The sequence below is a fragment of the Enterobacter sp. WP_7_1 genome (genome assembly GCF_003688535.1).
GTDB lineage: Bacteria > Pseudomonadota > Gammaproteobacteria > Enterobacterales > Enterobacteriaceae > Enterobacter > Enterobacter asburiae.
Genome location: NZ_REFK01000001.1, coordinates 1,698,838 through 1,711,798, shown reverse-complemented (window position 1 = coordinate 1,711,798; position 12,961 = coordinate 1,698,838). Strand labels below are relative to the sequence as shown.

At 58.8% G+C, this 12,961-nt stretch carries 9 protein-coding genes; 6 read left to right on the top strand and 3 right to left on the bottom strand.

Annotation, left to right across the window (positions count from 1 at the left end; genetic code table 11):
• Window position 1: 1 nt before the first annotated feature.
• The 5 genes from BJ885_RS08555 (at window position 2) to BJ885_RS08535 (ending at window position 4,389) form a co-directional block, all read left to right on the top strand.
• The gene (locus BJ885_RS08555; RefSeq protein ID WP_023311994.1) at window positions 2–946 is read left to right on the top strand and encodes an ABC transporter permease; all 945 of its coding nucleotides are present in this window, start codon (window positions 2–4) and stop codon (window positions 944–946) included.
• The gene (locus tag BJ885_RS08550) at window positions 936–1,742 is read left to right on the top strand and encodes an ABC transporter permease (protein ID WP_029741505.1); all 807 of its coding nucleotides are present in this window, start codon (window positions 936–938) and stop codon (window positions 1,740–1,742) included. The genes BJ885_RS08555 and BJ885_RS08550 overlap by 11 nt, the downstream gene beginning before the upstream one ends.
• Before the next feature lie 24 nt (window positions 1,743–1,766).
• Window positions 1,767–3,191, top strand: coding sequence for an aminobutyraldehyde dehydrogenase (gene patD, locus BJ885_RS08545; RefSeq protein WP_121931710.1), 1,425 nt, complete (start codon window positions 1,767–1,769; stop codon window positions 3,189–3,191).
• 183 nt (window positions 3,192–3,374) lie between these two features.
• The gene (locus tag BJ885_RS08540) at window positions 3,375–3,548 is read left to right on the top strand and encodes a GhoT/OrtT family toxin (protein ID WP_003856960.1); all 174 of its coding nucleotides are present in this window, start codon (window positions 3,375–3,377) and stop codon (window positions 3,546–3,548) included.
• An 85-nt stretch (window positions 3,549–3,633) separates the two neighbouring features.
• On the top strand, window positions 3,634–4,389 hold the full coding sequence (locus BJ885_RS08535) for an alpha/beta fold hydrolase (RefSeq protein ID WP_121931709.1): 756 nt from the start codon (window positions 3,634–3,636) through the stop codon (window positions 4,387–4,389).
• 122 nt (window positions 4,390–4,511) lie between these two features.
• On the opposite strand, the gene BJ885_RS08530 is transcribed toward BJ885_RS08535, so the two are convergent.
• Genes BJ885_RS08530 through BJ885_RS08520 form a run of 3 tightly spaced genes read right to left on the bottom strand, consistent with a single transcriptional unit; the run spans window position 4,512 to window position 11,012 of the window.
• On the bottom strand, window positions 4,512–6,689 hold the full coding sequence (locus tag BJ885_RS08530; protein ID WP_121931708.1) for a virulence factor SrfC family protein: 2,178 nt from the start codon (window positions 6,687–6,689) through the stop codon (window positions 4,512–4,514).
• Window positions 6,686–9,667: a virulence factor SrfB gene (locus tag BJ885_RS08525; RefSeq protein ID WP_121931707.1), complete on the bottom strand. Its 2,982-nt coding sequence runs from the start codon at window positions 9,665–9,667 to the stop codon at window positions 6,686–6,688. The genes BJ885_RS08530 and BJ885_RS08525 overlap by 4 nt, the downstream gene beginning before the upstream one ends.
• 4 nt (window positions 9,668–9,671) lie before the next feature.
• A complete protein-coding gene (locus BJ885_RS08520) occupies window positions 9,672–11,012 on the bottom strand; it encodes an SrfA family protein (RefSeq protein ID WP_121931706.1) in 1,341 nt (446 codons plus the stop codon).
• Between the two features lie 283 nt (window positions 11,013–11,295).
• Here BJ885_RS08520 and BJ885_RS08515 point away from each other — a divergent pair, with 283 nt between their 5' ends.
• On the top strand, window positions 11,296–12,894 hold the full coding sequence (locus BJ885_RS08515) for an ABC transporter substrate-binding protein (RefSeq protein ID WP_059346832.1): 1,599 nt from the start codon (window positions 11,296–11,298) through the stop codon (window positions 12,892–12,894).
• The last annotated feature ends 67 nt before the right edge of the window (window positions 12,895–12,961 follow it).

The following is a 12,961-nucleotide window of genomic DNA, read 5'->3' as shown; positions in this document are numbered from 1 at the left end:
AATGTCTATGAGCGTTGCGCATCCTCCCGCCTCGCACGGCCGCTTAAGCCGCATGACGGCGCTGTTCTGGCGTAAACCGTCGCTCGGCCTGTTCCTGCTTCTGCTCGCACCGCTGATGTGGTTTGGCATCGTCTATTTAGGATCGCTTCTGACGCTGCTGTGGCAAGGGTTCTACACCTTTGACGATTTCACCATGGCCGTCACGCCGGATCTGACCCTGGCGAACATTCAGGCGCTTTTCAACCCGGCCAACTACGACATCATCCTGCGCACGCTAACGATGGCGATTGCGGTGACGATTGCCAGCGCCATCCTGGCCTTCCCGATGGCCTGGTACATGGCGCGATACACCCGCGGCAAGTGGAAAGCGTTTTTCTATATCGCTGTAATGCTGCCAATGTGGGCGAGCTACATCGTCAAAGCCTACGCCTGGACGCTGCTGCTGGCGAAGGACGGGGTGGCGCAGTGGTTTCTCAACCATATGGGGCTGGAGCCGATCCTGACCTCACTCCTTACGCTCCCGGCGATTGGCGGCAATACCTTGTCCACCTCCGGGCTGGGGCGGTTTCTGGTCTTCGTCTACATCTGGCTGCCGTTTATGATCCTGCCGGTTCAGGCGGCGCTGGAACGCCTGCCTGCCTCGCTACTGCAGGCCTCAGCCGACCTTGGCGCGCGCCCTCGCCAGACCTTTCGCTACGTCGTTCTGCCGCTGGCGATCCCGGGTATTGCGGCAGGTTCAATATTCACCTTTTCCCTGACGCTGGGGGATTTCATCGTTCCGCAGCTGGTGGGGCCGCCGGGTTACTTCATCGGTAACATGGTCTACTCGCAGCAGGGTGCCATTGGCAATATGCCCATGGCCGCCGCGTTCACGCTGGTGCCCATCGTGCTGATTTCACTCTATCTGGCGTTCGTGAAACGTCTGGGAGCATTCGATGCACTCTGAACGCGCACCGCTGTTCCTGAAAGTGGCAGCCTGGGGAGGCGTTATCTTCCTGCACTTCCCGCTGCTGATTATCGCGACCTATGCCTTTAATACCGAAGACGCTGCCTTCAGCTTTCCGCCGCAGGGGCTGACGCTGAAGTGGTTTAGCGTGGCGGCGGGGCGCGGCGATATTATTGAATCCGTGACGTTGTCACTTCAAATTGCCGCGCTATCCACCGCGATTGCCCTTGTGCTTGGCACGCTTGCTGCAGCGGCGCTGTGGCGAAGCGAGTTTTTTGGCAAGAATGCGATCTCGCTGTTGCTGCTATTGCCGATTGCGTTACCGGGGATCATCACCGGTCTGGCGCTGCTGACGGCATTCAAAACGATCGACCTTGAGCCGGGCTTTTTCACCATCGTGGTGGGACACGCCACCTTTTGCGTGGTGGTGGTGTTTAACAACGTGATTGCCCGTTTCAGACGCACCTCCTGGAGCCTGGTGGAAGCGTCGATGGATCTCGGGGCCGACGGATGGCAAACCTTCCGCTATGTGGTGCTGCCCAATCTGGGTTCCGCGCTGCTGGCCGGGGGAATGCTGGCGTTTGCCCTGTCGTTTGACGAGATAATCGTCACAACGTTTACGGCGGGACACGAGCGCACGTTACCGCTGTGGTTGCTCAATCAGCTCGGTCGTCCGCGCGACGTGCCGGTCACCAACGTCGTAGCACTGCTGGTGATGCTGGTGACAACTATCCCCATTCTGGGAGCCTGGTGGCTAACCCGCGACGGCGAGAACATCGCCGGCAGCGGGAAATAACAGTGAATTCAACAGGAAAATGCTATGCAAACACAACTGCTGATAGAGGGAAAACTGGTAACCGGAGAGGGAGAAAAACAGCCGGTCTATAACCCGGCCACTGGAGAACTCCTGCTGGAGATTGCTGAGGCGTCAGCGGCTCAGGTCGACGCGGCGGTTCAGGCGGCCGACCGTGCTTTTGTGGAGTGGGGACAAACCACGCCGAAGACCCGCGCCGAGTGCCTGCTGAAGCTGGCGGATGCGATTGAAGCGCATGGGGAGGACTTTGCCCGGCTCGAATCCCTCAACTGCGGCAAGCCGCTGCACTGTGCTCTGGGTGATGAAATTCCGGCGGTGGTTGACGTTTTCCGTTTCTTCGCCGGGGCCGCCCGCTGTCTTAACGGGCTGGCCGCCGGGGAGTACCTTGACGGCCACACGTCGATGATCCGCCGCGATCCGGTGGGCGTGGTTGCCTCTATTGCCCCCTGGAACTATCCGTTGATGATGGCGGCATGGAAACTGGCGCCCGCGCTGGCGGCAGGGAACTGCGTGGTGATTAAGCCCTCAGAGATCACGCCGCTGACCGCGCTGAAGCTGGGAGAGCTGGCAAAAGATATCTTCCCGGCAGGCGTCCTGAACGTGCTGTTTGGCCGGGGAAAAACGGTCGGCGATCCGCTTACCGGACATGAAAAAGTTCGTATGGTCTCGCTGACCGGTTCGATTGCTACCGGGGAACATATCATCGGCCATACGGCATCCTCCATTAAACGCACCCACATGGAGCTGGGCGGTAAAGCGCCGGTTATCGTCTTTGATGATGCCGACCTGGATGCGGTTGTCGAAGGGGTGCGGACGTTTGGTTTCTACAATGCCGGGCAGGACTGTACGGCGGCCTGCCGTATTTATGCCCAGAAGGGCATTTATGCCGCGCTGGTGGAAAAGCTGGGCGCAGCGGTCGCCAGCCTTAAAATGGGTGCGCCGGAGGATGCCTCGACCGAACTGGGCCCGCTCAGCTCCGCCGCCCATCTTTCACGCGTCTGTCAGGCCGTCGATGACGCGAAAGCGCTCGGTCATATCCGCGTTGTCACGGGCGGGAGCAAAAAAGAGGGGGCAGGCTACTACTTCCAGCCAACCCTGCTGGCGGGGGCAAAACAGGACGACGCCATCGTTCAGCGGGAGGTGTTTGGCCCGGTGGTGAGCGTCACCGAGTTTGATGACGAGGCGCAGGTGCTGGCCTGGGCGAACGATTCGCAGTATGGCCTGGCGTCATCGGTCTGGACCAAAGACGTGGGCCGCGCCCATCGCCTGAGCGCGCGGCTGCAGTACGGCTGTACCTGGGTGAATACCCATTTTATGCTGGTGAGCGAAATGCCGCACGGCGGCATGAAATTATCCGGCTACGGTAAAGATATGTCGGTCTACGGGCTTGAGGATTACACGGTCGTGCGGCATGTCATGATCAAACACTAAGCCCGTCATGCCTGGTCGCATGCGCGGCCAGGCGTTCGCCACGCCCGCCATGAGTGTTACGCAAGATACTCAATTGTTATTATCCGTAATCTTTAAGTGGTTATTCTGTAACGAAAAAACTTGATCTGTATCAACATATGACGCATATTGCGTGCGGTTATTTTTTCGGCTCTGGTATACAGAATGACGTTGTATCAAAAGATGTTGGTTTTTTACGCAATCATGGCTTCAATCTGCGCATTAATTACCTGGTTCCTCTCTAAAGACCGCAAACGTATCCGCCTGCTCAGCGCTTTTCTGGTGGGGTCAACCTGGCCAATGAGCTTTCCCGTTGCGCTGCTGATCTCGCTTTTCTGAAGCACGCTTCCATTTTTAAAAATGAATATGGCATTCCAGATACGGCAACTGTATAAATACACAGTACATCGTAAAAGGAGTGCTTATGAACAGTTTTTACTCGCAGCAGGCCGGTTGTACCGTGCGCTGGCATGACCTGCCCGGCACCGGCGATCCCATGGTGTTCATTCACGGGCTGGGCTGCGCCTCTTCCTATGAATATCCCCGTGTCGTTCATGATCCGCTGTTTGGCGCGCGCAGAGCGATTCTCATCGACTTGCCCGGCAGCGGCTACAGCGACAAGCCTGAGCACTACAGCTATAAAACCACCGACCAGGCGCACGTTGTGGCGGAACTGATTGACCACCTTAAGCTGGATGCCTTCTGGTTATACGGCCACAGCATGGGCGGCAGCATTGCTATCGAAACGGCCGGGCTGCTGGCGTCGCGCGTGAAAGGGCTGATGGTGTCAGAGCCCAATTTTCATTCGGGTGGAGGGATGTTCAGCCGGTCTATTGCAGCGCAAACCGAGCAACAGTTCCTGAGCCAGGGCTATGACGCCATGCTCAGCGCGGAAAAAACGGCGTGGGCGGGATGTCTGAAGAGCAATGCGCCGTACGCCGTCTGGCGGGGCGCATCGAGCCTGGTGGCGGGCGTTGAGCCCGAATGGGAAGCACAGTTCCTGTCACTTCCTTGCCCGGTAACGTTGATTTTCGGCGAACTGTCTCTGCCGGATGACGATGTGGACAATCTGAAGCAAAAGGGCGTTGAGGTAAAAATCATCCCTGCGGCGGGGCACTCGATGTCGTGGGAGAATCCGTCTGCGCTGGCACAGACGTTAGCCGGGTGTATGACGGAGTGATGTGCGCAAAAGTTTCGCCCGGCGGCGCTACTCTTGTTCGGGCCTGACAACGATGAAGAATGTAGGCCGGGTAAGCGGCAGCGCCACCCGGCAAGAAATGCGGCTACATTGTTAATCAGCGTTCAGCGCAATAACGCGTGTAAGGCCTGACGCGCACCGGGCTGAACATCATGCGGATGCTGGTAATCAATGTTCTCTATCGCGCGGCTATAGAGTGCGACCAGCCAGTCGTATACGTACGCGGTGGCCGCATGCACAGGCTGTTCTCCCAGTCGCGTCAAGCGAGGCTCGGCGCTGCTGACCACTGGCGTAACGAAGATTGCCTGCCCCTTGCGGATGCGGCTTGCCGGACGTACCGCCACGGGCGTTTGGTCGTAACCCAGCCAGCCAATGAAATTGCCCATCACGGCATGCAGCTGTGCAGCGCTGCTTTTATCCGCTTCGACGATACGCTGAAGCTGTTGAGGCAGATCGAGCCGGTAGCTGGTGACCACCAGCACATCCGCGATTTGCTGTAACACCGCAGGCTCCAGCCCAAGGCGCGCGGCCGTGGCCTCATTGCGGCTCCACTGACGCAGATGATTTATCCAGACTCTGTGCGCCAGACGCGCTTTGTCTTTTGTCTGGAACAGGCCGGTGCTTTCCTGGGTATTCTCGGCAAACAGGTCAATAGTGTCCGTAAACAGCCCGTTCACGTGCTCCTCGCGCGGCTGCTGAACGGGGAGCAGCGTTTCAAAGGCTTTCAGCGGCGGCAGGAGGCCTTCAAGCAGTTCGCCGTGGCGGGCGGCGCTGTTTTGCAGCGTGCGCACCATGCTTTCGGCCTGAACACGCCTTGTCCCCGGTTCCTCAACCAGCGGTGCCAGATAGCTCTGCATCAGCGATGAGAGCTCCTGTCGCAGCAAGCCTTTCAGCGTGCTGAGACGCTTCTGTCGCTGGGCGGGCAGCGTGGCCTGAGACAGCCATTCGATGACACGCTGCATGCTATGGCTGTCCAGCGCCTGAAGAGTGCCCCAGCGTAAACCCGGCTTTCCGAGCAGATGCTGTACGGCTTCATCGAGATTCTGTCGGGTGGTAAAGCGGGCATCGTGTGGGGTAATCGCCCATACCAGGCCGGGCAGGGCAGATTCTTCAGCAGGCTGCGTCTCCTTGACCCAGTTCATCAACACTTTTGCTTTTTTGGCCGTCTGCTCGTGCTGCGCCGTCGCATTGCAAATCACCAGCACATCCGGCTGAAGCTGCTGACGGTAATGCTCGAGCAGCCACTGGGACTTCGCCTGGCGTAGCGGGTCGGCACGGTTATCTTCAAAAACCGGAATATCAATAATATCGACGTTATCCAGCGCGCCGTTCTCAACCGGCAGCACCAGCTCGCGGGTCAGGAAGGCCAGCACGTCGACGGGGATGCTGATGGCGTTTAGCATTTCACCGCTGTTCAGCGGATGAAGCAGCGTCTCCTGCGCGTCCTGCAGATCTAACGTGCCGTCGTGCGTCAGGAACCCTTCACCCGGCAGGCCAAAGCTGTCCACCAGCAGGCTAAGCGGAGCAGCAAGCTCGCCGGCATGGCTGGTCTGGTGCAGCACATGGGCCAGTTTTAACCACTGCTGGGTCAACTCCTGCTGCTCGCCCCACAGCAGCGACCAGACGCTGGCCCGCGTGCTGAGATCGAGAGAAGGCACCAGCCGGGCGAACTCATGCCACAGGGCATCATCAATTTGCTGTTTCGCGGCGGGTACGGTGCTTTGCCAGAAGCGGGCAATCGCACCCACTTCCTGAGCCGTGATGCCGGGCACGCCCTGCGGCTGGCGCAGCCCGCGCCATTTCTCCAGACGTGTCTCAATGACCGCCTTATCTACCGCGCGCATCTGCGGATGCAGCGTTGTGCGGGCAATAAACAGCTGTACCAGCTCGGCCTCGGTGACCAGGCTCAAACGCAGCGGGAACGCCTCATCCGCCACCTCCGGGCTTTCCGGCGTGAAGCGGACGGCCATGTTGGTCAGGGCATGTCCCGGATTGATATGCGAAAAATAGTCAAAGGTGCGCTGGCCCGGCGTCACGTTCAGGCGTCCATTACCGCTGCCGCACAGGGATAACAGCAGATGGGCTTTCGCGCTTTGCGAATGACCGTAAAGCCCAATGCTGCTCTGGCGCGTCATGGCGCGTTCAATGGCCTGCTCCCGCGCCTGCGCCGCGTTGATGCGAGCAAGCAGGGCGTCAGCATCGTTATCCAGCACAGGGGCGTTCAGGCGCGTCTCATTAATCCACCCGATTAAGGCCTGAGTGGTGGTCGTCGTCGCTGTCATTTCAGGTATACGCTCCCGCTGTCGATCCAGTAGTGGCTACCGCTGTGTCGGCGATCGGCCAAAGTATTCAGTTTGAAGGTTAATGCGTCAGGGGCAACCGGCGTGCCGTCCTGCAGCCAGGCATCGCTCAGCTCGAAGGCCTCAGGGCCTTCCTGCTTGCTGCCGCCGCAGAGCTTCAGCCGCACGTTCAGCACGCCGTCACCGGCAATGGCTTTCGCCAGTTCAGCCGAGTTGATGCTGAGCGTGTAGAGCGGCGTGGCAGGCCAGCGCGCGTTCGCCAGCTGGCGGAAGCCGAGGGTGACATTACCGCGCAGCGGGAAGTGCAGACGCGCGTCGAGCTTCGCGCCCGGCTTATCGAGGTCGATATCCTGATACCAGACGTTTTCTTCGCGCAGGGTATTAACAGTGTTATCCAGCACGCCGAGATACCGTACGGTGGAATACGCGCCAATGTCCGCGGCTTTAAAGTTGAAGCGCGGCAGACGCAGGTCGAGCGCCAGGCTGCAGAGCATTGCTCCCACGGCGGCCGTCGATTTCGGGTTGCCAATGCGCCCCTGCTGGCTGAACGGATACCACTCGTGCACCTGGTATTTATCCAGCCAGACGATGCGGTTAACCGGCACCGGCTGCAGATGGCGAATGAGCGCCTGAACGCCAGGCAGGCAGCCGGGGCGTCCGGTGATCAGCAGAATATCGCAGCTGTAATGGGATATCGCCTCGCACACCGAGTGAAGCGGCGAGGCCAGCGTAAACTGCCCGGCCAGCATCGCATCCTGCATTTCGCGGAAATTCACGTGCAGCGGCACCGCGAACAGGTCAAAAGCGTCTGAACCCGCAGGCAGGGCATGGTCGATCGCCTGCTGCAGATAATTCATTACGTTACGGGTCGGTTTCTGCGGCAGGAGATCGCCAAAGGTGGCATGCAGACCGGCCAGCGGATCGTCAACGTCGCTCGATTCCCACGCGGCAAGAATAGCGTGGCCAATCGGCATAAAGAGCTGAAGCGTCGTTTGCTGACGGAGTACCGCCTGGGTATCGATGCGCCCGGAGTCACCGAATAGCGACGCCATAAGCAGCGAAGCGTCCGCGATACCGGATTTTTGCAGCTGCGTTTGCAGCGCGGGCAACACGTAGCGCTGAATCACGTCCAGAAGCGTGTCGTCGCCCGCGACTTTAAAGCCTTCACGGAACAGCAGCTGCGGGGTGATTTTGACGTTATTGCCGGAACCGTCATCCAGCTGATAATGGGTGATCGCCATATCCGTTGTGCCGCCGCCGATGTCGATGGACGCGACGCGCAGCGCGCGGCCCGGCTGGCTGCCCGGCTCAGGCTCACGGTCCGGGCGGGCCAGGGAGGCGAAGAAGGCTTCGGTCTGACCGCCAAAGCGGGAGATCGCTTCGTTATACAGCCAGACCAGTTGACCGCAGCTGGCTTCATCCCACTCCATCTGGATTTCAGGAACAGGCACCACGCTTTTATCCTGCTGTTTGCGGGTGACAAAATCCTCATCCTGCGGGTGCCAGCCCATCGCTTTCCAGACGATGGCGATGGCTTCAAACATGCGGCGACGGAAAATCTCGCGCTCCTGCTTTGGCATGGCCGAGGGCAGGGTCAGGATCAGGGTGCGCAGCTGGCGCGGCGATGCCGGGAAGCCCAGGCGCAGGCGCGTGGCGACGCTGTTGATCTGCCCCAGCGCCTGCGCCAGCAGCTCGCACAGCATGTGCGTCATCAGCGTACTGCGGCTGTACTGCGGCGAGAAGACCGGCAGCCGCTCGTCCTGCGGCAGCGTGAAGAGCGGCTCGCCGTCATCGTTCATCAGGTTCATCAGCGGAAACGCGGTGGCAAGCGGCTCACGCTGAGTTTTGCTGTTCATCTGGCTAAAGCGCCAGTCCTGTACGACCGGCGTTTCATCCCACAGGTAGCGACGCGGGCTGGAGATGCCGCTGTTGCCTTCGGTCCCCAGACGCTGCATTGCAAGCTTGCGGGCTTCATCACCCACGCGAACAATCGACGGCCAGACAAAGGCGTCTTCGCGGCCGCTTTCAACCGAGAAGTGCTGCTTGCCAAAGCGCGCTTCCGAAAACTCGAGACGGCTGGTGAACAGCGGCGCATTCAGGAACTGCGGCTCGCTTAGCGAGCGGACCTGCAGCTCGGCGGTCTGTCGCAGTCCATCGTTCGCATCGCCGTGGTCTTCAATAATGACGCCGCAGGTGTGGGTATTGCCCACATCGAGGATCAGGTCGACCGGAATGGCAGGCGTGCTGAGCGTATGGGTAACAAATTTCACTTCCGGCACGGTGAGCTGTTCACCGAGCATGGTCATCAGGTTGAGCCAGTGGGCCTGATATTCAAACCCGCGCATCGCCTGCTGGAGATCGCGTTCTGAGCGGTTTTCAACGCCGTCGGCATACTGGGTAAATGCCTCGCGCAGCCAGCCGTCGATCCAGGTCTGGTCGAGGAAACTTTCAACTTCGTTGTCTCGCCAGGCCAGCGCGAAACGGGTCCCGTTCAGAATATCGTTTTCAACCGGAGACAGGGCGGACGTGGCGTGTTCAGCTATCTGGCTGTCGAGGGCGAGGGTCACGCGGTGCGTATTGCCTGCCGTATCGGGTGTATCCAGCCTGCGCACCTGAACGCGGGCCCAGTTATCCGGCCCCTCAACAAAGGTGCGCGGTGGGTTGAAGCGCTGGAACGGAACCGGAAGCCAGACGCCGTCCAGCACCGCCAGGGACTGATGCAGCGGGATGGTGGTTTCCGGTTTAACCACTTCAGGCTGTCCGCCGTTCGTTCCCGGCACGGTATAGCGCCCGTTAACCAGGTCGAAATCGAGCCGCAGCAGCGGGCCGTTCGCGGTTTTACGTACGAAGCGCCCGTTGCTAGCGGTGTCCTGCGGCGTCAGACCGAAATCAAGGAACTGCACGCCGCTGTTGGCAATAAGCGTGACGCTTTGTTTATAGTCGCAAAGATTAACCAGCATAGGATCAGGCACCTGCTTTCTTGAACGTCAGGGGAACGACGGTATTGGCATCATAACGGGCGCGACATTCTGCGATATCGCTGGCGCCTGCTTTACAGGCAACCTCCGGCATCGGGTAGCGGGAGCCGTCGGTGCAGCGGGCAGTACCGCGACTTTTAATCATCAGCTCGCCGTTGCTGTGCAGGCCGGAGAAGACCTCCGCGCGGCAGACAACGTTGTCGCCATGGACAACCCGGGCGAAGCCCTTATTGTTCTGGATCTGATAGCGCATTGACGGCGGCTTGCCGGTAACCGGATCTTTCACGTCCAGAACCGCACGCCAGGTGCCGTTCAGGAAACGCGTCGATCCCGCTTTCACCTGATTCGCTTCCATCACCATGGCATCTTTCGGGATGGCGACAATCACTACCGGGGCAGGCTGTGGCGCAGGTGCAGGCTCTTTTTCTTTGCTTGCCAGGACTTCAGCCTGATGCAGCGGTAACTTCATTGCCAGCGGCTCAACCGCTTTGATCGGCTTAGGCGCAATCTCTACGGGCTGAGGTGCGGGCACAGGGGCGGGCTCAGCGGAAGGCGACTGTTTTGGCCACAGCAGCGGTGCGGCAATGGCGGCAACGATCGCGAGGGCAACCGGCAGCGTCCACAGGGGAACGCGGCGCTTTTTCGCGACGATCGGCACAGCCGGTTCCTGAACGGGTTGCGCAACGGCCGGGGCCGGCTCCGGCTCATACAGTTCTTCCGGCGTGATACGCACCACCGTGGAAGGGGCGATCAGCGGCTCGTCGGCATGTTCAAAGGCCACCACCGGTTCTGGCTCAGGCTCGGGCTCAGGATCTTCAATCAGAACGGGGGCAGGCTCAGGGACCAGCGATTCACGCAGGCAGTCGAGGGCATCGTCGCGCGCATTTTCGTTCAGGTTTACAAACCCCCAGAAGCTGATAACCGGCTTTCCGTCCACGAGGAAGAGGAAGTTTTCACCCGGGAACTGAAACGCCTTCGACAGCAGAGAACCAAAAAGCTGCTGCGCGGTTTTGGGAGACTGGAGGCATTTTTTGCTTAACGACTCAACGCTGGCTAGCGTGTTTTCCAGATAGCGCAGGGCGCGATAGCGGTCATCCTCATCGGCCGCTTTCCAGCTGGTTACGCTCCCTTCAACAGGGGAATACCAGTCCACGCGGTCACCGCTGTCGTTGACCTGCGGAATAGCCAGACAGTCGACGATGGCCTGTTGTTTGCGCAACCGGAGCGCTTCCCGGATTTGTAACGCTGATTCAAAAACGGCTTGTCCGCCGCCGCCAACGGCCTGAAAGTCATCCAGGTTACCGCTGCGTAAAAGAGTTTTTGCCACGATTTGATCCCATATACTTCTTCACACCGTTACTTTAACGAAACGAGGAAGCAACCAAACGGGGGAAGAGACGCTAAAAGGACCGATTTCTTGCGGCATAGAAAGTGACGGTTGTGCTTGACGAATAATGGCCCTTAAGGCAAATCACCTTTTCGGACGCTGGCTGTTAAAACAGCAAAAAACGCGGCTTTAGAATATCCTGATAGTGTTTCGTTATTTGCCAGGTCATATCGCCTGTGCTGTTATTACTGTCTTATATAATAAAACTGTCAGGGTTATAACCATGTCTACAGGGAAAACACTGCTCGCCCTTGCGCTGAGCGCGCTGTTACCAGCCGGTGCCGCATGGGCGGCAAACAGCGACACCCTTATTTACTGTTCTGAAGCGTCCCCCGAGTCCTTCAACCCGCAAATCGCCAGCTCTGGCCCGTCTTTTGTGGCCAGCTCTCAGGTACTTTACAATCGCCTGATCAATTTTGACCCGGTGAAAAACACCCCGGTCCCGTCGCTGGCGGAGTCCTGGACGATTTCGCCGGACGGCAAGACCTATACCTTTGCCCTGCGCAAAGGGGTGAAGTTCAACAGCAACAAATACTTCAAACCGACGCGCGACTTTAACGCCGATGACGTTATTTTCTCGGTTTTGCGTCAGAAAGACCCTAAACACCCGTATCACAACGTGTCGCAGGGCAACTACGAATACTTTAACGATGTCGGGCTCGATAAGCTGATTCAGGACGTGAAAAAGGTCGACGACTATCACGTTCAGTTCACCCTCAGCGAGCCAAACGCCGCGTTTCTGGCCGACTGGGGGATGGATTTCGCCTCGATTCTTTCCGCCGAATACGCCGACGCGATGCTGAAAAAAGGCACGCCAGAAAACGTGGACACCTGGCCGATTGGCACCGGGCCTTATGTCCTGCAGCAGTACAAGGTGGATTCGCTGATCCGCTACGTCGCTAACCCGAACTACTGGGAAGGCGAGGTGCCGACGAAGCATCTCATCTTCTCCATCACGCCGAACGTAGAAACCCGTCTGGCGAAGCTGCAGACCAACGAGTGCCAGATCATCCCTGCGCCGTCCCCGGTTCAGTTTGACGCGATCAAGAACAACAAAGACCTGACGCTGCATTCGGTCGATGCGCTGAACGTCGGCTATCTGGCGTTCAACACCGAGAAAAAACCGTTTGATAACGTGCTGGTGCGCCAGGCGCTTAACTACGCGACCGACAAGAAGGCGATCGTCAATGCGGTCTTTATGGGTTCCGGTACGGTGGCAAAATCGCCGATCCCGCCAAATATGCTGGGCTTTAATAAAGACCTGAAGGACTACAGCTACGATCCAGAAAAAGCGAAAGCGCTGCTGAAGCAGGCGGGGCTGGAGAAGGGGGCGGAAGTCACGCTGTGGTCAATGCCGGTTCAGCGTCCGTATAACCCGAACTCGCGCCGTATCGCAGAGATGATTCAGAGCGACTGGGCGAAAGTCGGCGTGAAGGCCAAAATTGTCTCTTACGAGTGGGGCGAATATCTCTCCGGAATGCGTAAAGGCGAACATGACTCCGCGCTGTTTGGCTGGATGTCCGATAACGGTGACCCGGACAACTTTGCCGACGTGCTGCTGGGCTGCAACAGCATTAAAACCGGATCAAACGCCGCGCGCTGGTGCGATAAGGGTTATGATGCTCTGGTGCAAAAAGCGAAGCTGACCAGCAGCCCGGCCGAGCGCGCGAAACTCTACGGCCAGGCACAGGAGATTTTCTACCAGCAGGCGCCGTGGATCGCACTGGCAAACGGGAAAACGTTCTATGCAACCCGCAGCAACGTGACCGGATACAGCGTCAGCCTGATGGGCAGCGATTTCTCTAAGGCGAAGCTTAACTAATATGTTGCCCGGTGGCGCTGCGCTTACCGGGCCTACGGTTTCCCTGTAGGCCGGGTAAGGCGCAGCC